Annotated in this window: 19 protein-coding genes, 1 tRNA gene and 1 pseudogene; 11 read left to right on the top strand and 10 right to left on the bottom strand. The window is 73.6% G+C overall.

The annotated features are described in order from the left end of the window. Positions 1-131 precede the first annotated feature (131 nt). The 3 genes from KF840_21070 to KF840_21080 all read left to right on the top strand — a co-directional run bounded on the left by KF840_21070 (position 132) and on the right by KF840_21080 (position 3,989). Positions 132-971, top strand: coding sequence for a cytochrome c (locus KF840_21070; GenBank protein MBX3027399.1), 840 nt, complete (start codon positions 132-134; stop codon positions 969-971). Then, a complete protein-coding gene (locus KF840_21075) occupies positions 968-2,110 on the top strand; it encodes a GTP cyclohydrolase II (GenBank protein ID MBX3027400.1) in 1,143 nt (380 codons plus the stop codon). The genes KF840_21070 and KF840_21075 overlap by 4 nt, the downstream gene beginning before the upstream one ends. 112 nt (positions 2,111-2,222) lie before the next feature. After that, entirely contained in the window at positions 2,223-3,989 is a 1,767-nt protein-coding gene (locus tag KF840_21080) for a creatininase family protein (GenBank protein ID MBX3027401.1), read from the top strand. Here the strand turns inward: KF840_21080 and KF840_21085 are convergent. Beyond that, positions 3,938-4,654, bottom strand: a complete 717-nt coding sequence (locus KF840_21085; protein MBX3027402.1) for a hypothetical protein — start codon at positions 4,652-4,654, stop codon at positions 3,938-3,940. The genes KF840_21080 and KF840_21085 overlap by 52 nt on opposite strands. A gap of 131 nt (positions 4,655-4,785) precedes the next feature. Here KF840_21085 and KF840_21090 point away from each other — a divergent pair, with 131 nt between their 5' ends. The 3 genes from KF840_21090 to KF840_21100 are packed head-to-tail and all read left to right on the top strand — an operon-like array spanning position 4,786 to position 6,834. After that, positions 4,786-5,535, top strand: coding sequence for a FadR family transcriptional regulator (locus KF840_21090; protein MBX3027403.1), 750 nt, complete (start codon positions 4,786-4,788; stop codon positions 5,533-5,535). Then, positions 5,532-6,233 carry a sterol desaturase family protein gene (locus KF840_21095; GenBank protein ID MBX3027404.1) on the top strand — a complete coding sequence of 234 codons (702 nt, stop codon included), beginning with the start codon at positions 5,532-5,534 and terminating at the stop codon, positions 6,231-6,233. Before KF840_21090 ends, KF840_21095 begins: the two co-directional genes overlap by 4 nt. Positions 6,234-6,279: 46 nt before the next feature. Further along, a complete protein-coding gene (locus KF840_21100; protein ID MBX3027405.1) occupies positions 6,280-6,834 on the top strand; it encodes a carboxymuconolactone decarboxylase family protein in 555 nt (184 codons plus the stop codon). A 25-nt stretch (positions 6,835-6,859) separates the two neighbouring features. On the opposite strand, the gene KF840_21105 is transcribed toward KF840_21100, so the two are convergent. From KF840_21105 to KF840_21120, 4 genes are all read right to left on the bottom strand, one after another. Next, a complete protein-coding gene (locus KF840_21105; protein MBX3027406.1) occupies positions 6,860-7,843 on the bottom strand; it encodes an esterase-like activity of phytase family protein in 984 nt (327 codons plus the stop codon). 2 nt (positions 7,844-7,845) lie between these two features. After that, positions 7,846-9,054: a TraB/GumN family protein gene (locus KF840_21110; protein MBX3027407.1), complete on the bottom strand. Its 1,209-nt coding sequence runs from the start codon at positions 9,052-9,054 to the stop codon at positions 7,846-7,848. Between the two features lie 18 nt (positions 9,055-9,072). Beyond that, entirely contained in the window at positions 9,073-10,833 is a 1,761-nt protein-coding gene (locus KF840_21115; protein ID MBX3027408.1) for a HAMP domain-containing histidine kinase, read from the bottom strand. Positions 10,834-10,960: 127 nt separating this feature from the next. Next, the gene (locus KF840_21120) at positions 10,961-11,869 is read right to left on the bottom strand and encodes a hypothetical protein (GenBank protein ID MBX3027409.1); all 909 of its coding nucleotides are present in this window, start codon (positions 11,867-11,869) and stop codon (positions 10,961-10,963) included. A 76-nt stretch (positions 11,870-11,945) separates the two neighbouring features. On the opposite strand from KF840_21120, the pseudogene KF840_21125 reads away from it, so the two are divergent. After that, positions 11,946-13,315: pseudogene (locus KF840_21125) on the top strand (AarF/ABC1/UbiB kinase family protein). Positions 13,316-13,372: 57 nt separating this feature from the next. Here KF840_21125 and KF840_21130 read toward each other — a convergent pair. Beyond that, positions 13,373-14,311 (bottom strand): DUF4412 domain-containing protein, encoded by a 939-nt coding sequence (locus KF840_21130; GenBank protein ID MBX3027410.1) that lies wholly within the window; start codon positions 14,309-14,311, stop codon positions 13,373-13,375. 321 nt (positions 14,312-14,632) lie between these two features. On the opposite strand from KF840_21130, the gene KF840_21135 reads away from it, so the two are divergent. Beyond that, positions 14,633-14,707, top strand: a tRNA-Arg gene (locus KF840_21135). A gap of 205 nt (positions 14,708-14,912) precedes the next feature. Then, entirely contained in the window at positions 14,913-15,110 is a 198-nt protein-coding gene (locus KF840_21140) for a hypothetical protein (protein MBX3027411.1), read from the top strand. A 249-nt stretch (positions 15,111-15,359) separates the two neighbouring features. On the opposite strand, the gene KF840_21145 is transcribed toward KF840_21140, so the two are convergent. Continuing rightward, positions 15,360-16,415, bottom strand: coding sequence for a zinc-dependent alcohol dehydrogenase family protein (locus KF840_21145; protein ID MBX3027412.1), 1,056 nt, complete (start codon positions 16,413-16,415; stop codon positions 15,360-15,362). A 308-nt stretch (positions 16,416-16,723) separates the two neighbouring features. Here KF840_21145 and KF840_21150 point away from each other — a divergent pair, with 308 nt between their 5' ends. Next, positions 16,724-16,900, top strand: coding sequence for a hypothetical protein (locus KF840_21150; GenBank protein ID MBX3027413.1), 177 nt, complete (start codon positions 16,724-16,726; stop codon positions 16,898-16,900). Continuing rightward, complete coding sequence (locus KF840_21155) at positions 16,897-17,865, top strand: S1/P1 nuclease (protein ID MBX3027414.1); 969 nt, start codon at positions 16,897-16,899, stop codon at positions 17,863-17,865. The genes KF840_21150 and KF840_21155 overlap by 4 nt, the downstream gene beginning before the upstream one ends. Positions 17,866-17,988: 123 nt before the next feature. Here the strand turns inward: KF840_21155 and KF840_21160 are convergent, their stop codons facing one another. From KF840_21160 to KF840_21170, 3 genes are all read right to left on the bottom strand, one after another. Then, complete coding sequence (locus KF840_21160) at positions 17,989-18,372, bottom strand: type II toxin-antitoxin system VapC family toxin (protein MBX3027415.1); 384 nt, start codon at positions 18,370-18,372, stop codon at positions 17,989-17,991. Positions 18,373-18,477: 105 nt separating this feature from the next. Then, the gene (locus KF840_21165) at positions 18,478-19,215 is read right to left on the bottom strand and encodes a DUF2238 domain-containing protein (protein MBX3027416.1); all 738 of its coding nucleotides are present in this window, start codon (positions 19,213-19,215) and stop codon (positions 18,478-18,480) included. A 75-nt stretch (positions 19,216-19,290) separates the two neighbouring features. Continuing rightward, positions 19,291-19,740 carry an MmcQ/YjbR family DNA-binding protein gene (locus tag KF840_21170; GenBank protein ID MBX3027417.1) on the bottom strand — a complete coding sequence of 150 codons (450 nt, stop codon included), beginning with the start codon at positions 19,738-19,740 and terminating at the stop codon, positions 19,291-19,293. Positions 19,741-19,742: the final 2 nt, after the last annotated feature.

A 19,742-nucleotide genomic window follows, 5' to 3' on the forward strand; every position in this document is an offset into this window, starting at 1 on the left:
CGTCGCCGCGGCCGCCGGTGCCGATGGCGCGCGCTCGCCGTCGGCATCGCCGGCGGGGCGGGCGATGACTCCGCGGTGCGGTCGCGGCGCGATGATTGCGCCGCCCACCCACCCCACGGTAGCAACCTCCCATGGGGTGGCGGTTCACGACGGTCCTGCTGCTCGTCGCCTGGGCCGCCTCGGCCGGCGCCGCCGAGCCCGCCACGCTGCGCTTCCTGCGCCCCGGCGCGGCGCCGGTCACGCTCACCGCCGACGAGATGGCGCGGTGCTGCGGCGCCGTCACCGTGCGGCTCGACGACCCCTACTACGGCGCCGAGAAGTCCTACCGCGCCTGCCCGCTCGCCGCCGTCCTGGCGATGGGCTTCGGCGCGCCGATCACCGACTTCGCCGGTCAGACGGTGTTCTTCCGCGCCCGCGACGGCTACGCCAAGCCGGCGCCGCCGGCGCTGCTCGCCGAGCCCGGCGGCTACGTCGCCTTCGCCGACGCCGACCACGCGCGCGGCGACGATCCGGGCTGGCAGCCGATCGACCGCGCGCAGGCCGACCCGGGGCCCTTCTACGTCGTCTGGACCGGCGCCGCGCAGCAGGACACCCACCGCTATCCCTGGCCGTACCAGCTCACCGAGATCGAGATCGCGCCGATCGAAACGCTCTATCCGCACATCGCGCCCGCCGGCCTGGCGGACGACGCGCCGGCCTGGGTCGGCTACCGGATCTTCACCAGCCAGTGCATCGCCTGCCACGCGATCAACCGCGAGGGCGGCACGGTCGGCCCCGACCTCAACGTGCCGCGCAGCATCGTCGAGTATCGGCCCGCCGACCAGATCAAGGCCTACATCCGCGACCCGCTCAGCTTCCGCTACACCAACATGCCGCCGCACCCGGGGCTGCGCGAGGCCGACCTCGACGCCCTGGTCGCCTATTTCACCGCCATGAAGGACCGCAAGCACGATCCGGGGCGGACGCCGTGAGCGCCCCGTCCCTGTGCGGCACCCTGCTGTTCCGCGCCAGCCGGCCGCTCGACACGCCGCATGGCCGCTTCACCGCCCACGAGCTCACCGATCTCGCGACCCGGCAACCGCTGCTGGCCGTGACCACCGGCGCGTGCGATGGCGGCGAGCCCCTGCTGGCGCGCGTGCACTCGTCGTGCGTCACCAGCGAGAGCATCGGCAGCGCCGACTGCGACTGCGCCGAGCAGCTCGACGCCGCCCTCGCCCGCATCGCCGCCGCCGGCCGCGGGGTGCTGTTCTATCTCCTGCAGGAGGGACGCGGCGCCGGACTGGTGGCCAAGGCGCGCGACCGCATGCTGGTGCAGGCGAGCCACGACCACGTCACGACCTTCGACGCCTACGCGCGCATGGGGCTCGACCGCGACTACCGCCGCTACGATCCGGTCGCCTTCGCCTGCGCCGCGCTCGGCATCGCGGCGCCGCTGCACCTGCTGAGCAACAATCCCGACAAGCTCGCCGCGCTGCGCGGCGCCGGCGTCCGCGTCGCCGGCTGCACGCCGCTGGCGCACGCGCCGTCGCCGTTCAACCTCGCCTACCTCGCCGCCAAGTCGCGCTCCGGCCACGCGCTCGACGTCGCCGATGCGCCGGCCCGCGCCGCGGCCCTGCCGGAGGCGGTGCAGGTGACGGAGCCGGCGGCGCTCGCGTCCGTCCCCTCGCTGCTCGCCGTCGCGTCGTATCTGGTGCCGATTGCGGCTCTCGCGCCGGGGCGCGGCGTCCACTGGCTGCGCCTGCACCTGTACGCCGACCGCGACTCGGGCCGCGAGCGGGTCGTGCTCACGGTCGCCCGGCCGCGAGCGGCCCGGCCGCTCGTCCACGTGCACGCCGAGACGCTGCACGGCCGCTTTCCCCGCCCGCTCGCCACCGATGCCTGGCGGCGGGCGGTCGAGCGCCTCGCCGCGCACGGCGCCGGCGCTACGCTGTTCCTGCTGCACGACGAGCCCGGGCTCGCCGCGGCGGAGCACGCGGCCGATCTGGTCGCCGCCCGCCCCGAGCTGGTCGGCCTGCTGGCGCACCACGTCGGCGCCAGCGCCGCGCTGCTCGTCCCGCATGCCGGGCTCGCCGCGGCGCTGCGCGGCGCCGGCGTGGAGTGCGCCGGGTGAGCACCGCGCGGCGCGGCGCCGGCGCGCGAGCGGACGCATGACCGCGGATCGACTGCTGGCGGCGCGCCTGCGCGGCGCGCCGGCGCTGGTGCGGCGCGCCGCGGCGCAGCCGCTGCCAGCCGTGCCGTTCCTGCCGCGCGCCGCGCGCGCCGTCCTGGTCACCGGCGTCGGCAGCTCGGCGGCGCACGCGCGCCTGCTCGCGCACCTGCTCGCCGAGGTCGCCGGCCTGCCGGCGCGCGCCGTCCCCGCCGGCGCCTTCCTCGCCGGAAGGGCCGACCGACGCGACGCGCTGGTCGTGTTCTCGCAGGGCCTCTCGCCCAACGCGCGCCTGGCGCTGCACGACGTCGCCGGCTGGCTCGGCGTCGTCCTGGTCACCGCCGTCACCGGCCGCCGTGGCAGCGCCGCGGCGCGGGCGACGCTGGCGCGCGCGCGGACCGCCGGCGCCCGCGTCGTGGCGCTGCCGGGCGGCATCGAATCGGGCCGCTTGCTGCGTCTCGCCGGCCCGCTGGCCGGCTACGCCACCGCGCATCGCCTCGCCGCGGCGATCGCCGCGGCGGCCGGCGTCGAGCAGCCGGCGCTGCGACTCGCTCCCACCCGCATCGCCGCCGCGATGCGCCGCGCCGCCGCGGCTGTCGCGCGGCTGCCGGCCGACCTCTTCGACGCCGACGTATCGGCGTTCCTCGCCAGCGGCGGCTATGGCGCCCTGGCCGGGAATCTCGCCCTGACCGTCGGCGAGGGACTCCTCGCGCCGCCGCCGCCGGTGTGGGATCTGCTCGACTTCGCGCACGGCCCGTTCCAGGCCCTGTTCGCCCGCCGCGCCACGGTGCTGGCGCTGACCCGGCGCGACGCCGCCGGCGAGCCGGAGCTGCTGCGCCGCGCCGCCCGCATGCTCGATCGCCGCCGCCACCGCCTGGTGGCGCTGCCGGCGACCCTGCCCGGGACGCAGGCGTTGTTCGAGCACCAGATGCTGGTCGACGCGCTGGTGCTGCGCGCCATCGCCGCGCGCGGCATCGACCAGGCGCGCTGGCCGGGGCACGGGCGCGACGGCCCCCTGTACCGGGTCGCCCGCCCCGCCGGGGCCGCCGCGGTCGTCGCCGATCCGCCGCCGCCGGCCCTCGCCGAGCTCGCGTGGCCGGAGCTGCGCGCGGCCCTGCGCGCCGGGCGCACCACCGCGGTCGTGCCGCTCGGCGCCACCGAGCAGCACGGACCGCACCTGCCCTTCGCCACCGACACCTGGATCGCCGACGCGCTGGCCGAGCGCTTCTGCGCCCGCGTGCCGGAAGCGGTCCGCCTGCCGGCCCTCCCCTTCGGCTGCTCGGCCGAGCACGCCGGCTTCCCCGGCACCGTCACGCTGCGCTGGCGGACCCTGCGCGCGCTGCTCGCGGACGTGCTCGCCTCGCTCGCCGGCGGCGGCTTCCGCCACCTGGTGGTGTTCTCGGCGCACGGCGGCAACGATGCGCTGCTGCGCGAGGAGCGCGCCGCCTGGCAGGCCGCGGCGCGGCCGGCGCGGATCACCGTGGTGCACGGCCTGCCGCGGCTGGCGCGGCGCTGGGCGCAGGCGAGCGCGCGCTTCGGCATCGCGCCGGCCGCGTCCGGGCAGCACGCCGGCGAGCTCGAGACCTCGATCCTGCTCGGTCTGCGCGCCGCCGCCGTGCGCGTCGGCGCCGGCCGGGCGCGGCCCGCCGCGCCCGGCGCCGACGCGCACGCGCTCTTCTACCCGGACCTCCGCGCCACGGCGCCGGACGGCGTCGTCGGCGATCCCCGCCCGGCCGCCGCCGCGCGCGCCGCGGCGTATCTCGACGCCTGGTGCGACCTGCTGGTCGCCGACTACCGGCGGGCGAAGAACCGCCACACCACGAAGGGAATCCAGAAGGCGTAGTAGAGCTGGTTGGGCAGGATGCGCAGCAGCCAACCGACGTCGAGCCCGCCGAGTTGGATGAGCGCGTCGGCGGTCGCCCACAGCCCGTAGTAGAGCGCGACGTAGCGCAGCACCTCGGCGACGACGGCGCGCAGCGCCGCCGGCGCGGCGGCGGCGCGACGCGGCAGCGCCCGGCTCAGCGCCAGCGCGACGACGAAGAAGACCGTCTCGTAGACCAGCCAGATGGTGTTCGGATCGGCCCCGGGGCGGACGGCGCGGATCCCCAGCGCGAGCGGGTAGGCGACCAGCGGCACCAGCAGCGTCCACGCGACGGCCGCCGGCACGGCCGCGCGCCAGGAGCGACCGGAGGCGATCGCCACCAGCGACAGGACGAGCAGATAGACGCGGAAGTCGCCGAGCAGGACGAAGAGCACCATCACCGCCGTCGCCAACGGCGTGCCCGCGAAGCCGAACGATCGCAGCAGCGGACCGGTCAGCAGCGGATCGATCAGCGTCTCGATCGCGAAGGCGACCGCGTAGCCGTCGACGAAGGGCGCCGCCGCCGGCAGCGCGCCGGCGCCGCGCGGCCGCCAGCCGAAGGCGCGCCACGCCAGGTAGAGCGCCGGGATCGGCAACAATGCCCAGCAGCCCTGCAGGTCGGTCGCGTAGACCGCGCTCCACGCCACGCCGCAACCATGCCCGCCAGGCACCGGCGGGGCAAATCGCATCCACCCGCGCGCGGCGCGCCGGCGTCCGCCTCCTCGCGGCCCACCGGAAAGAATTGTCCGACCAGTTGACAATCAGATGAGCGGATGAGATGAGCAGCGGCATGCTCAAGCCGGTGCGCAAGCAGTCGCTGTCGGAGGCGGTGTTCACGCAGCTCCGCGATCAGATCGTCAATGGCGAGTTGGCGCCCGGCGACGCGCTGCCGGCGGAACGCGTGCTCTGCGAGGCGCTCGGCGTCAACCGCGGCTCGGTCCGCGAGGCCCTGCGCCGCCTGCAGCAGTCGCGGCTGGTGTCGATCCGGCACGGCGGCACCTCGCAGGTGCTCGACTACCGCGCCACCGGCGGCCTCGACCTGCTCGCCGACCTGATCGTGCCCTCCGGCGGCGCGATCGACACCGGCGTCGTCCACGGCATCATCGAGATGCGGTCGGCGCTGGCCCCGGACATCGCCCGGCGCGCCGCCGAGCGGCGCACCGACGCGCACCTGGCGCGGCTGGATGCGACGGTCGAGCGGATGCGCGACGCCGGCGAGGACCTGGCGGCGCTGCAGGATCTGGCGGTGGCGTTCTGGTCGGAGCTGGTCGATGCCTCCGACAACCTGGCCTACCGCCTCGCGTACAATTCGCTGCGCGCCACCTACGACCAGTGCCGCGCCCTGTTCACGCAGGTGCTGGCCGACGAGATCGGCGACCTCGCCGGCTACGCCGCCATCGCGGCGGCGGTGCGCGGCGGCAACGGCGAGGGCGCGGCGCGGCGCGCCCGCACCCTCATCGAACGCGGCGAGCGCGGCGTGAAGCAGGTGCTCGACCATCTCCGCCGCGCCGCGAAGGAGCAGGCATGAGCACGATCACCACGACGCCGCTCGACGCCGACGGGCCCGTCCCGTCGCTGTCGCTGGCCGCCACCGACAGCCCGCGCACCGTCGCCGAGGCGCTGGCGGTGTTCCTCCGCCACGGCAGCCCGCGGATCGTCATGGCGGCGCTGCTGATCGCGGTCGCGGCGCGGCTCGCGGTCGGCGACTGGTCGGCCTGGGACCTGCTGCCGGTGGCGGGGATCCTCGCCTTCTGGCCGATCCAGGAGTGGTTGATCCACGTCTACATCCTGCACTTCCGGCCGCGGACCGTGTTCGGGCGGCGGCTCGACTTCCCGGTCCCGCGCAAGCACCGCGAGCATCACCGGACGCCATGGGAGATCGACCTGCTGTTCATCCCCATGCACTCGTTCCTGTACTCGCTGCCGCTGCTGGTGCTGCTGTGGTTCGCGCTGACGCCGAACACGCCGCTGGCGCTCACCGGCATCGTCGCCCACCTGGCGCTCACCCTGCACTACGAGTGGGTGCACTTCCTGGTGCACACCCGCTACCAGCCGACCTCGGCGCACTACCAGCGCCTGTGGCGCAACCACCGCCTGCACCACTTCAAGAACGAGCACTACTGGATGGGCGTCACCATGACGGGCGGCGACCGGCTCTTCGGCACCGCGCCGGCGCTCAAGGACGTGGAAACGTCGCGCACCTGCCGCACCCTGGCGGCGGGATGAGACAGGCGCGGGTCCCGTCTGCTATCGCGTCCGCCGGGAGGACCCGATGACGATGACCCCGCCGCGCCTGGCGCCGCTGCCGCCCGACCAGTGGCCCCCCGACACCGCCCAGCTCCTCGAGGCCAGCAAGATGGGCGGGCGGGTGCTGAACATCTTCGCCACCCTGGCGCATCACCCCGATCTGCTGCGCCGCTGGATGGTGTTCGGCACGCACGTCCTGATCAAGTCGACCATCGCGCCGCGCGAGCGCGAGCTGCTCATCCTGCGCACCGGCTGGAACTGCCGCGCCGAATACGAATGGGGCCAGCACGTGGTGATCGGCCGCCAGGTCGGCCTCAGCGAGGACGAGATCCGGCGCGTCGCCGCCGGACCCGAGGCGCCCGGCTGGGACGCCTTCGACGCCGCCCTGCTGCGCGCCGCCGACGAGTTGCACCGCGACGCGCGCATCGGCGACGCCACCTGGCGGGTCCTCGGCGCGCGCTACGACAGCAAGCAGCTCCTCGACCTGATCTTCACCGTCGGGCAGTACACCCTGGTCTCGATGGCCCTGAACTCGCTCGGCGTGCAGCTCGACGAGGGGGTGGCCGGCTTCCCGCCGTAGGCGCCGGGTCGAAGCCGCGCTGGGCTCAACGCCGCCGGATGCGCAGCGGGTACAGCGCCTGCGCCAGCCGGTGGCCGTCGTCGCTGACGAGGATCAGGCTGTGGCTGCCGTCGGCGAGCGTCGGGCCGACCGCCATGCCCTCGAAGTTCTGATTCGGCGCCGTGCGTTGCCAGAGCAGCGTCTTGGCCACGGGGACGACGTCGGCGCCGGCAAGGGCGGAAATTCCGCTCACCTCGGTCGCGCCGGCGAGATCGAGCTCGTACAGCCGGATGCGCAGCCCCTCGCTGCCGAGCGAGCGCTCGAGGGCGAGCAAGCGGCCGTCGGGCAGCGCCGCCAGCTCGGAGAGGCCGGTGCCGCGGTCGGCGAGCACGGCCGCGCCGGCGATCGGGTCGGTGCGGTAGGCCCACTGGCCGGTCGGCCGCAGGTCGGCGTCGAGCCGCAAGAGGCGAACCAGCGTGCCCTGCCCGGCCGACGACGTCGGGCCATCGACCGTCAGCGCCTCCTCGTTGGCGGTCCAGTACTGCCCGGACGGATCGCGGGCCAGCGACTCGAGCCCGAGGTTGTTGCGCAGCGACGCGAACACCGGCGGCAGCGTCGCGGTGCGCTGCCACGCGCCGTCGGCGAGGCGGTATTCCCGCACCGCCGGGCCGACCTCGTCGCTGACCACCACCGACTGGCCGTCCGGGGTCAGCGCGATGCCCTCGAGGTCCCGGCTCGTCGGCAGCGGCAGGGCCGCCACCGCCTCGGCGGCGCCGATCCGGCCGGTGGCGGGATCGACCGCGATGCGCAACCAGTACAGACGGCCGTCGTCGTCCGACACGGCGGCGAAGCGGTCGCCGCCGGCCCAGGCGAGGCCGCTGAGCTCGCGCGCGCCGGGGCTGCCGGCGGCGAGCGGCACCGGCCCCTGGCCGGGATCGTCGATCGCCCAGCGCTGCGCCGCCGCCGGCGCGGCGAGCAGGAACAGCGCCAGTCCGGGCGCGAGCGGAAGCGATCGCCAACGGCCGCGCATGCTCAGTGGAAGAGGTTGGAGAGGATCTCGGTGGTGCCGACGATCGTCCCCATGCTGGTGCCGATGGTCGACAGCAGGAAGACCAGGCAGATGCGCAGCAGCCGGTTCGTCCACCAGCGGCGCGCCACCCGCACGTCGTCGGCGACGCTCTGGATCTCGCGCACCAGCGGCGGGCGGACGTAGGCCTGCACCAGCGCCGCGACGTAGCCGACGCCGAGCAGCGGCGACAACGTCGTGATCGGCGCCGAGAGGAACGTCGCCAGCAGGGTGAGCGGGTGCCCGAGGGCGATCGCCGCCCCGACGAGGCCCGGCAGGCCGGTGGCGAGCACCCAGTACAACGCGTTGTCGCCCACCGCCGACAGGCCGTGGCGCAGGCCGATCGCCGCCAGGCCGGCGACGATCACCACCGGGATCGACCAACCGGCGATGCGGGCCGCGGCCGACGGCGGCGGCATGGTCTCCAATGCCGCCACGTCCGCCACGCGGCCGGCGCGCAGGGCGTCGAGCATGCCGCGGACGTGCCCGGCGCCGACGACGGCGACGATGCGCGCGCCCGGCGCCTCGCGCAGGCGGGTGGCCAGATAGGCGTCGCGCTCGTCGATCAGCACGCCCTTGATGCCGGGAAAGGCGGCCCCGAGCTCTTCCATCAGGCGGCTCAGCACGTCCTGCTGGCGCAGCCGGCGCAACTCCGCCTCGTCGAGCTCCGGCGCCTCGAGCATGGCGGTCAGCAGGGTCGCGATCAGCTCGGCCTTGCGCCACAGCGACAGGGCGGCCCAGGCGCGGCGCAGGGTGACGCGCACGTCGCGGTCGCAGAGGCGCACCGGGATGTCGAGCCGCTCCGCCAGTTGGGCGGCGGCCAGCAGCTCGCTGCCCGGCACCACTCCGAGCTGGCCGCCGAGCTGCTTCTGGTACGACATCAGCAGCAGGTTGAGCAGCAGCGGCACGAGCTGGCGGTTGCGGATGACGGTCTTCAGGTCGAGCGATTCGATGCGCGTGCGGTGCGCCAGCGCATCGTAGCGGCGGGCGTCGAGCTCGACGCAGACGCAGTCCGGTCGCTCGCGCTCGATCACCCGTTCGACCAGCTCGGCCGACTCCTTCGACACGTGCGCCGTGCCGACCAGGATGAGCTCCCGGCCGTCGACGGTCAGGCGATGGACGTCGCTCTCCTCCCCGGGCGACGGCCCGCCGTCGGCCGCGCCAGCCTGCTCCACGTCTGCCACGCGGTTCTTCTACCCGCGATCGAGGCGGAATGGCAGCCAGGCGGTGAAGCAGGCGCCGCGGCCCGGGCTGCTGCTGACGGTCACGTCGCCGCCCATCAACTGGGCCAGGCTCTTGACGATGTAGAGGCCGAGCCCGGACCCGCCGGTCACCGCATCGCCGTCGCCGCGCTCGAACAGGCCGAAGATGCGCGCCTGGTCGGCGGGCGCGATGCCGGGGCCGCTGTCGCTCACGTCGATGCGCAGCCGATCGCCGTCCGCGGCCGCGCGCACGCGCACCGGCTCGGCGCCGGCGAACTTGAGCGCGTTCGACACCAGGTTGTGCACCACCTCCTTGACCTTCAGGCGGTCGAGATGGAGCGGCGGCAGCGGGCCGTCGATCTGCCAGCGCACGCTCGCCGCGGCGCGCGCTTCGGGCAGCGCGGCAACGCTCTCGCGCAGCTCGTCGAACAGCGCCGACAGCTCGAACTCGCTCGGGTGCACGGCGAGCCCGCCACCGCTCAGGCGGCCGACGGTGAGCGTGTTCTCCACGAGATGCAGCAGCTCGAGCGCGTTGGCGCGGATGCGCGCCGCCGCCACGGCCGGGTCGGCGCGCTGCTCGGCGAGCATCTCGCCGTAGCCGATGATGACGTGCAGCGGCGACCGCAGCTCGTGCGACATGGTGTTGACGAACTCCGATCGGGCCCGCAGCGCCTCCTGCAGGCGGGCGAACAGACGCGCCGAGTCGAGCGCCGTGCAGACCTGGCTCGCCATGGCGCGCCACATCAGCACCTCCTCCTCGGCGGCCGGCCGCGGCCCCGTGGCGCTCAGCACGATGGCGCCGGCGACGGCGTCGTCGAACACCATCGGCAGCGCCACCAGCGTCCCGCCCAGGGTCGCCCACGGCAGGTCGGACTCGGCGACGCGCGAGGCGACGAACGGCTGGCGATCCCGCATCCGCTGCACCAGCGCCAACAGACTCGCGGCGCTCGGCTCGACGCCGGCCCACACGCCGGCCGTCGCGAGGACGCGCGGGGCGCCGCCGGGCTCGATGGTGACGATGGCGCAGTGGCCGGTGCCGAACGCCTGCCGCAGCCGCCCCGCCAGCTCGCGCGCCGCCACCGCCTCGCCGAGCTGCGGCGCGATGCCCTCGCTGAACTCGCGCAGCGCGCGCTCGCGGGCGCAGGCCTCCTGCCACCAGGCGGTGCTGGTACTGACGCGGTCGCGGAAGAGGATGAGCGCCAGCGCCGTCACCGCGCCGGTCAGCAACGCGCCATACAGATCGATGGCCACCGTGTTGGGAGCGTCCAACGGGGTGGTCGCGAGCACCGCGGCGACGAGCGAGCCGAGCGCCACCACCACCCCGATCACGTCCATGCCCGTCTGCAGAAACGCGGTCGGCGCGAACATCGCCAGCGCCTGCACCCCGAGATCGCCGCGCACCGGCCCGCGCAGCAGGATCAGCGAGCCGATCGCCAGGTTGAGGGCCAGCGCCAGCCCGACGGTGAAGAGGCGCAGGGCGCGCCAGGTGAAGCGCGGACCGAAGGCGATGCCGAGCGCGATGCAGACGCAGACCGCGCCGCGCACCCACGGCGCCAGCGGCTGGTCGGGCATCGGCCGCAGCAGCACCCCGGCGGCGTAGAAGGCGAGCAGCGCCAGGCTGGCGAGGCGCACCGCGGCGCCGTCGACCGCGCGCGCCCGGTTCAGGGCGCGCCAGAGATCGCGCGCCGCGACCGAGCGCCGTCTACGGTCGCCGCGCTCGGCCGACCCGTCATGAGGGGGCAGCGAGTCCACGCCTCGTTATGCTGCAAACCCTATGCCCCCTGCCAGCGCACATGCCGCTCGTCCGCCGCGCGCGCGGCGGCGACGAATTGCCGCGAGCGAGGCCGCAAAGCGGTAGCGGGGATCCCCTCCGCGCCCGCTACGGCTCCGCGGTGGCGTACCGCGACGTGACCCAGTGCCGGAGAGCGGCGTCGCCGATCGCCGTCCACACCGCCTCCTCCTGCGCCGCCGCGTCGGGCACGGCGACCACCCGCGGGTTCGGATTGTGGGTGACGTGCGCCACCGCGGCGTGGGCGGCGCGCAACGCCTCGCGGTCGCTCGCCGGGTCGAGCAGCGACAGCGCGTCGGCGACGGCGAGAAAGCGATCGGCATCGCCCAGCTCCTCGGCCGTCACGTCCACCCAGGCGCCGCCGGCCGCCTCCACCGGCGCCCGGTAGCGGCGCTGTCGGTTCTCGATCTCCAGCGCGTACCAGAAGCAGAGCTGGTAATCGCTCCACCGCTGCCAGCGCGGCAGCGGCAGCACGCCCGGGTCCGCCGGATGGAGCAGGTACTTGAGACCGAGCTTGCCGCGCCCCGGAACGGTGCGGCGCGCCAGCAGGCTCGCCGCGACCCGCCGCGGCGCCCGCCGCAGGGCGATCGCCCGCGGCGCCACGCCGAGCGCCAGCAGCGGCTCGAGGAACCCCTTGCAGAAGAGGTGGCCGGTCTCGACGTAGCGCCGGGTCGGCACGGACGCGATGAACGGCAGCTTGTACTCGAGCAGAAAGCGCCGGGCGAGCGCCGGGTCGCGCTGCGCCAGGCGCAGGACGGGAACGAACGACGGCTCCGGTTCGTGCAGGCTGGTGGTGTCGGGACAGCGCGCCAGCAGGTGGGTGAGGAAGGTGGTGCCGGTGCGGCCAGCGGTGACCGTGAGCACCACGGTCTTGGCGCGCACCGCGGCGAGCAGGCGCGCCGCGTCGGCCGGCGGTCGGTGCCAGGGCGCCAGGCGCGACAGCCGCCGGCGCTGTTTGGCGAGGAACGCGCGCTCGCGCAGCTCGAACCACACCCCCATGCGCGTGCTGTAGCACGCGACCGGCACGCCGGCAGCGACGCCGCGCCCGCCGGTTGTGTCGGCGCGCGCCTCGCGTATGCTCGACCCGTGCCCGCCCAACGCAAACGGCCGACCCGGCAATCGCGCGTGCCGGCCGGCCGGTTCGAGCGGCTGGCGCGGCTCGGCCTGCTCGCCGGCGAGGTGGCGATCGGCGGCCTCGGCGAAGCGGCGCGACGCCTGGTCGGCGGCGACCGCGCCGCCGACAGCGTCTTCGTCACCGCCACCAACGCGCGCAAGCTCGCCGCCCGCTTGTCGCGCATGCGCGGCGCGGCGATGAAGCTGGGGCAACTGCTGTCGCTCGAGGGACAGGACCTCTTGCCGCCGGAGGTCGCCGACGCGCTGTCGATCCTGCGCGCCGAGGGCGACAGCATGCCCGAGGCGCAACTGCGGGCGGTGCTGGCGCGCAACTACGGCCGACAGTGGGAGCGCCGGTTCCGCACCTTTGGCATGGATCCCATCGCCGCCGCCTCGATCGGGCAGGTGCATCACGCGATCAGCATGGACGGCCGCGAGCTGGCGCTGAAGATCCAGTATCCGGGCGTCGACCGGAGCATCGAGAGCGACGTCGACAACATGGCCTCGATCCTCCGGCTGTCGCGCCTGCTGCCGAGCGGGGTCGATCTCTCCGGCGTGCTCGCCGAGGCGAAGCGCCAGTTGCGACAGGAATGCGACTACGCGGTCGAGGCGCAGCACCTGCGGCGCTATGCCGAGATGCTCGGCGACCAGCCCGGGGTGGTGATCCCGCGCGTCCACGACGACCTGACCACCACCCATATCCTGGCGATGGACTTCGTCGAGGGGCAGTCGCTCGACGTCCTCGCCGGCCCGGGACACGGGCAGCGGCAGCGCGACCGCATCGGCGCCCTGCTCTACCGCATCCTGTTCCGCGAGCTGTTCGAGCTGCGCTACATGCAGACCGATCCCAACTTCGCCAACTACCTGCTGCTCGCCAGCGGCGACATCGCGCTGCTCGACTACGGCGCCGTGCGCGAGCTGCCGAAGCCACTGAGCGAACGCTACCGGCGCATCTTCCGCGCCGGCATGGACGGCGACCGGGCCGCCCTGCGCGCGGCGATGCTGGAGGTCGGCTTCTTCGACGCGCGCGAGCGGATCGATCGGGTGGACGCCCTGCTCGACCTCTTCCTGATCGGCTGCGAGCCGTTCGCCCACCGCGGCGTCTACGATTTCGGCGCCTCCGACATCCCGGCCCGGGCACGCGAGGCGGGCATGGAGCTCACGTTCGGCAAGGGCTTCCTGCGCCCGCCGCCGCCGGAGACGATCTTCCTGCACCGCAAGCTCGGCGGCACCTACCTGCTGTGCGCCCGCATCGGCGCGCGCGTCAACGTCCGCGCCCTGCTGCAGCCGTTCGTCGCCGACCCGCACCCGCGCGGCCACCGCGCGGCGTGACCCGCCGACGGCGGTCAGCGATCGGTGGCCCGCTGACCGCCGTCGGCCGCGGGCCGCTCAGTGTTTCGCGGGCGGCATGGCGGGCGGCGCCGCCGCCGGCGCGCCGGCCGCAGCGCCGCTTGGACCGGGGATGTTCTTCAGCGCATCGCGGCCGGTCGTCTTGCTGAACTCCTGCGGCACGGCGAACAGCGCCGCGTCGACCGGCTTCTGCTCCACGGCGATGATCTCCTCGATGCGATAGCGGCCGCCGCCGAGATTCTGCACCATCACCGGCAGCCCCTTCTGCTGCAGTTGGCGGCGGACGTTCTCCTTGCGCATGTTGGCCGGCGTCAGCTTCTCCATCCGCTCCGACACCGTCAGCAGCGCCTTGTTCAGGTCCGGCTGCTCGTCGGTCACCCAGGCGACGACGGTGTTGTCGTCCTCGCTGGCCTGGTATCCCGAGGCGTGCATGCCGTTGATCGTCTGCTGCTTGTTCAGCGGCCTGATGGCAATCGTCGGCTCCGGCGCCGCATGGTCCTCGGGGAGCTGCAGGTTCTTCATCATCGCCTCGAGCTGCTTGCGCTGATCGGGCGGCAGCGAGGCCATGCGCTCGTTCATCGCCTTCTTCATCTGCGCCATCTTCTCGCCGATCGCCTTGGCATCGGCCTCGGACCACTCGATGTACCGTTTCTCCGACGGGATCACGAACCAGGTGACGCCCTTGTCGAGATCGACCACCGCGTAGCCCGATCCCTTGCTCTCCAGCGGCATGTCCATGCGCACCTTCGCGCCGGCGACGTAGACCATGCTCTCCTTCACCTGCGCCTTGCCGCCCTTGGCGAGCTGCTCGGGGGTCATGGCGAGGATCGCCGCGTTGTCCGGCGTCTTGCCGCCGCCCGCCTCGCCCAACTGGTCGGTGCTGGCCGCGGTGGTGCGCAGCTTGATGGTTCCCTCGAAGGCCGAGGCGTTGATGGCCAACAGCAGCGCCGTGGCGCCGATCACCCATGCGTGTCTCATCTGGTCGTGTCCTCTGGTTGCGGTACGTGGAGAGAGGAGCCGGCACGGCGGGCGCGCGCGCCGCACCGCGATCCGAGCGCGCGACAGCCCCCGCATGGCGGCCACGCGGCACGAGCGGAAACGGCGGCGCGGCGCGACATGGATTGCCGACCCTGCTCACCCCGCTGGTTCGCAGTCAAGCGCCCCCCGGCCAGCCGACATCCGACGCGGCTCCGCCGTGGACGGAGGCGGCGGGCTCCCCTCGTTCGCGGCGCGTCGACCCGCAACTGGCTGCCGCCCACGTGGACTTTCCCCCCGCGCGCCGCTACCGTCCGCCGGCGCGCGCCCGTAGCTCAGGCGGACTAGAGCGGCTGGCTTCGAACCAGTAGGTCGGGTGTTCGAATCACCCCGGGCGCGCTGTTTTCCAGCGCTGGCGTTCGCGCGCGGTGCGGGTCGGCACCTCGTCGGCCAGCGCTTGGGGCGTGGCGGGGCTCGATGACGGCGGCGGGGCGCGTCGGCGCCTCCATCGGTCCACGGCTGACTACCCCGATGGACATACGGGAATTTCCCCGGTTGCCGACAGTGGACGCGGCCGCTTATCGCAGGCCCACCGGGGGCAGGCGTGGCAGGAATCGACGTAGCGGATGCGCTCGGACAATTCGAATCCGAGCTCGAGGCGGGGTGCGCGCCGGGTCGCCGGGCGTTGATCCGCGCCATCCTCGAACGCTGGCGCTACGACCGGGACCTCACCGAGGACTCCCGGCGACGTGCCGCCGCCCTGCTCCGTCGGTGGTTGACCGACGATCCCGACGCCATGTGAGCGCGGTCGCCCGCCCGCGCGGCCGGCGCGGGCAGCGTCAGCACATCGGCGGTGACGTGGGGCGGCGGGACGATCGAGGGCTGGTCGAACGCTCATCCGCCAGGCGATCGGTCGCGGCGCCGGCCACGCGCGACCGCGGCGCGCGGGCGAGGCACGACATGGTGGTCGCGCCATGCGCTCCGCTCCCATCTGTCAAATGCCGCCCGCGGACATCCCGCGGCGGCGCCGGCGGCTCACCCCGGTCCGGGCTCAGCGTTCGATCACCACCTTCAGGGCCTTGGTCTCGGCGGCGCGGGCGAAGGTGTCGTAGGCGGCGAGCATGTCGTCGAGCCGGAAGCGGTGGCTGATGAATCGGTCGACCTCGAGCCGGCCCTCGGCGATCAGCTTCAGCAGCAGCGGCGTCGTGTTGGTGTTCACCAGTCCCATGCTGATGGTGATGTTGTGGATCCACAGGTCCTGCAGGCGCAGCTCGGCGGGCTGGCCATGCACGCCGACGTTGGCGACGTGGCCGCCGGGGCGGACGATCCGGGTCGCCATGTCGAAGGTCGCCGGCAGACCGACCGCCTCCACCGCGACGTCGACCCCCCAGCCGTCGGTGAGTGCCATCACCTGCTGCTGCCAATCGGCGTCGCCGGAATTGACGCCGTGGCTGGCGCCGAAGTGACGCGCCTGCGCGATGCGGTTGGCATCGAGATCGATGGCGATGATCTTCGCCGCCCCGTACAGGCCCGCGGTCATCATCACCGACAGGCCGATCGGCCCGGCGCCGATCACGGCGACCACATCGCCGGGCTTGGTCTGCCCGTACTGCACGCCGATCTCGAAACCGGTCGGCAGGATGTCGCTCAGCAGCACCGCCTGCTGGTTGGTCACCGGCGGCGGCACCTTGTGCACCGAGGTCTCGGCGTAGGGGACGCGAACGAATTCCGCCTGCGTTCCGTCGATGAGATGCCCGAACACCCAGCCGATGCCACTGGCGCCCTCCTCGCCCAGGCAGTGGGCGAAGATCCCCTGCTTGCAGAACGCGCAGCGGCCGCACGACTTGATGCAGGAGAGGATGACGGTGTCGCCGACCGCGAGCGTGCTCACCGCGCTGCCCACCTCGGTGACGACGCCGACGCCCTCGTGGCCGAGAATCCGGCCCGGCGCGACCGCCGGCACGTCGCCCTTGAGGATGTGCAGGTCGGTGCCGCAGATCGTGGTCGTGTCGATGCGGACGATGGCGTCGGTCGGCCGCTGGAGGCGCGGATCCGGAACCTCCTGCCACGCCTTCCTGCCGGGGCCCTGATAGACGAGCGCCTTCATACCGCACCTCCGGGGGCGGCGCGTCCCGCGCGCCGCCGAAGGGACCGTTCGCAGTCGACCGCAGCCGCCGCAATGGGTGACATGCTCCGGCCGCGCGACGGAGCCGCCCCCTCAGGGGCGCGGCCCGTCAGGCGCGGTCGCGCAGGCGGCGGATCAGGCCCTCCTCGCCGAGCGGGCGGCGCTGCGTGACGCGCAGGCCCCCGAAGCCGCCCACGCGCGTGACCACCGTCGGGCCAGGCGCTGATGAACGACCCGCCGGGCCACTGGGCGTGCGCGACTCCGGCCTGACGAGCCAGCGGAAGCTCGGGATGGTGATCGTCCGCGTGCCGGTGGATCCCAGGGCGCCGCGCATCGCCCCGTCGCTGGTCATCGCCGTCCGGCCCGCGCGCCCGGTCTCGGGCCGTCGTGTGGGTATTTCCCGACTTGGCGACGCCACGCGCGGCATGACACTGGTGCTCACCGGCCTGGGAGGGACGCCCGCATGATTCGCACGCCGCTCATCGCTTATGCGCTTCTGCTCCCGCTGTGCTCCAGCGCGGTTCCCACCATCGTCCACGCCTGGGGCTGCGACGGCCACCAGACCGTGGCCCTCATCGCGAGCCAACAGCTCGGCGATAGGGCGGCCAAGCAGGTCGACAAGTTGCTCCGCAACTACCCCATCGATCCGAGTCTGACGCGGGTCTGCAAGCCCCAGGGGCTCACTCGATTTGCCGACGCCTCGAGCTGGGCGGATGACGTGCGCAACACGCCGAGATTCGCGCACACGGCGTCGTGGCACTTTCTCGATATTCCGCGTGGCGCGTCGCGCGACCAGATGATGACCTTCTGCCCCGACAGCGGCTGCGTCACCGAGGCGATCACGGCACAGATCGCGGTGCTCAAGAGCAATGCGAAGGGCAAGAAAAAAGCCGATGCCCTGCGGTTCCTCATTCACTTCGTTGGCGACATCCACCAACCACTCCACTGCACCACGAACGGGGATCGCGGCGGCAACTGCGTGCCGGTCGCCTTCTTCGGCCGCAATCCGTCGGTCACAACCGCCGGCAAGGCAACTCCGAACCTCCACAGCGTCTGGGACAGCGGGCTGATTGAGCGCAACCCGGCCAACACCAATCCGAAGGCGTTCGCCGACCACCTGCGCCAGCAGTTTCAGTCGAAGATGGGCACGTGGCGCGCTGGCGCCATCCACGTCGACGATTGGGCGTGGGAGAGCCACGAGCTTGCCGACGGCACGGCATACGGGCAACTGCCTACTGCCATCCCCGTCGAACCCGATCGGGGCGAGTTGAAGCGGTGCGTGGTGCACGGCGACAACATCAGCGAGCGCATGCTCGGATTCCACGAGCACCTGGCCCAACCCTACCAGGACGTCGCCCAGCCGGTGATCGAGGAGCAGCTCGCCAAGGGCGGCACGCGGTTGGCGATGATCCTCAACGACGTCTGGCCGTGAGCGGACGCCGGCGCTCTCGATGTGCCAGCGGATGAGCTGGCGAATGACCCATTGCCGCACGCGCCGTGAGCGGATCGGGCGGGCCCTCGGCGGCGCCGCCGAGGCGGGTCCGGTGCGTTCCGTTCACACGCGGCGAATCGGGCCTGGGTATCGCCCCAGCAGCGGATCGGCCGTGAGGAGCGTCACGCTCTCGATCTGCGCCTGGGCGACGAGCAGCCGATCGAATGGATCCGTGTGGATCGGCGGCAGGCTGTCCACGGCGAGCGCATGCTCGCCGCCGATGGCCAGCTCGGCGTAGCCGTTGTCGAGCCGGCCGCGGCGCAGCAGGCGCGGCTCGACGCGGAAGTCGTCCCGCCCGAGGCTGCGCGTGACGACGATCTCCCACAGGCTCGCCACGCTGAACAGCAGCTCGTTGCGCGAGTCGTTGATCAGCTTGCGCGCAACCGCCGACAGGCGCTTCGGCTGGCGGTGAACCCGAAGGCAACCTCGGGTCTCGCCCGTGAGCACCTCACTGGCGCACCGAAGACGCCGTCGACCAGGTGCGCGGCGCGTACCGCCGTGTCGATGGCGATGATCTTCGCCGCGGGCCCGTCCCCTCCGGAGCGCGGCCCGTCAGGCGTGGTCGCGCAGGCGGCGGGCGAGGCTCTCCTCGCCGAGCGGGCGGCGCTGCTTGACGCGCAGGCTCTCCGCCCATTCGCGGGCGAAGTCGCGCTGCGTGTAGCGGTTGATCGCCGCCGTGATCAGCATGGCGATGACGGCGCCGGCCGTCGCCAGCGCCATGTCCTTCTGCGCGTCCCACGGATCGCCCTGGGTGCCGAGATAGGCGACGCCGAGGTCGCCGCCGAAGAGCACGGCGGCGCCCCACTCGATGAGCTCGTAGAGCATCGAGGTGGCCATGACGACGTCGAGCGGCAGATAGTAGCCCCAGAAGCCGCGCACGCGGGCGACGCGCAGGAAGACCTCGCGCGCCGGATAGGCGAGCAGCAATCCGTACGACAGGTGCACCAGGCGGTCGTAGTGGTTGCGCTGCCAGCCGGTACGGCTCGAGAGGGTGCGGCCGGTGAGCGCCTCGATCCAGTCGTCATAGGGGACCAGCGAATAGGTGTAGTGGGCCCCGATCGTGTGCAGGCAGAGGAAGAGGAAGATCAGCGTGTACGAGACCCGCGACAGCGGCAGGGCGCGGTGGCTGGCGACGAGCGCCGCGACGGCGGCGAACAGCAGGGCGTTCTCGAGCAGCCAGTCGGCGCGGTCGTGGGGCGCGATCGCCAACGCCAGCGACAACGCGGCGAGCAGGGCCAGCAGCAGGCGCGGATAGCGCCGGTGCGAGAGCCAGGACCGCGATGCCGCCATCGCGCCCGGTGAACACCGATCCGGGCGCAAAGGCAACCGTCGCCGGGGCGGCCAGCGCCGGCGTCGCGCGCCGACTCAGGAGCGGCGCCGGCGCTGGCGCGTCGCCGGCGCGGCGGCCGGCGACGCGACGACCGATCGCGGGCCGAACACGGGCTGCGCCGCGAGCTTCGGCGGCGCCGCCAGGCGGTAGCCGTCGGCGAGGAAGTCGGCGATCTCGTGCCAATCGAAGGCGCAGTCGAGGCGCACGCCGACCCAGCCCGCGGGGCCGACGTACGGCGGGCGGAAGAAGCGCTCGGGTTCGGCTTCGACCAGCAGCTCCTGGACGCCGGTCGGCGCTTTGATCCAGAGCGCGATGCGACCGTCGCCGTGATGGTCGTCGAGGTACATGGCGAACAGCCGGTTCCGCACCCGGAAGGTCGGCGCGCCCCAGGCGACCTTCTCGGACGTCTCGGGCCAGGAGAGACAGATGGCGCGGACCTTCTCGAGCAGGCGCGGGCGGCGGTTCCGGCGGGCGGGATGGCTCATGG

The organism is bacterium (assembly GCA_019637795.1).
GTDB lineage: Bacteria > Desulfobacterota > Binatia > HRBIN30 > CADEER01 > JAHBUY01.

Bases quoted from the DNA above. Each gene is read 5' to 3' on its own strand.
- KF840_21120 (MBX3027409.1), bottom strand. From the start codon at position 11,869: ATGGGGGTGTGGTTCGAGCTGCGCGAGCGCGCGTTCCTCGCCAAACAG.
- KF840_21090 (MBX3027403.1), top strand. From the start codon at position 4,786: ATGAGCAGCGGCATGCTCAAGCCGGTGCGCAAGCAGTCGCTGTCGGAG.
- KF840_21170 (MBX3027417.1), bottom strand. From the start codon at position 19,740: ATGAGCCATCCCGCCCGCCGGAACCGCCGCCCGCGCCTGCTCGAGAAG.
- KF840_21155 (MBX3027414.1), top strand. From the start codon at position 16,897: ATGATTCGCACGCCGCTCATCGCTTATGCGCTTCTGCTCCCGCTGTGC.
- KF840_21100 (MBX3027405.1), top strand. From the start codon at position 6,280: ATGACGATGACCCCGCCGCGCCTGGCGCCGCTGCCGCCCGACCAGTGG.
- KF840_21165 (MBX3027416.1), bottom strand. From the start codon at position 19,215: ATGGCGGCATCGCGGTCCTGGCTCTCGCACCGGCGCTATCCGCGCCTG.
- KF840_21130 (MBX3027410.1), bottom strand. From the start codon at position 14,311: ATGAGACACGCATGGGTGATCGGCGCCACGGCGCTGCTGTTGGCCATC.
- KF840_21095 (MBX3027404.1), top strand. From the start codon at position 5,532: ATGAGCACGATCACCACGACGCCGCTCGACGCCGACGGGCCCGTCCCG.
- KF840_21145 (MBX3027412.1), bottom strand. From the start codon at position 16,415: ATGAAGGCGCTCGTCTATCAGGGCCCCGGCAGGAAGGCGTGGCAGGAG.
- KF840_21150 (MBX3027413.1), top strand. From the start codon at position 16,724: ATGGTGATCGTCCGCGTGCCGGTGGATCCCAGGGCGCCGCGCATCGCC.
- KF840_21070 (MBX3027399.1), top strand. From the start codon at position 132: ATGGGGTGGCGGTTCACGACGGTCCTGCTGCTCGTCGCCTGGGCCGCC.
- KF840_21105 (MBX3027406.1), bottom strand. From the start codon at position 7,843: ATGCGCGGCCGTTGGCGATCGCTTCCGCTCGCGCCCGGACTGGCGCTG.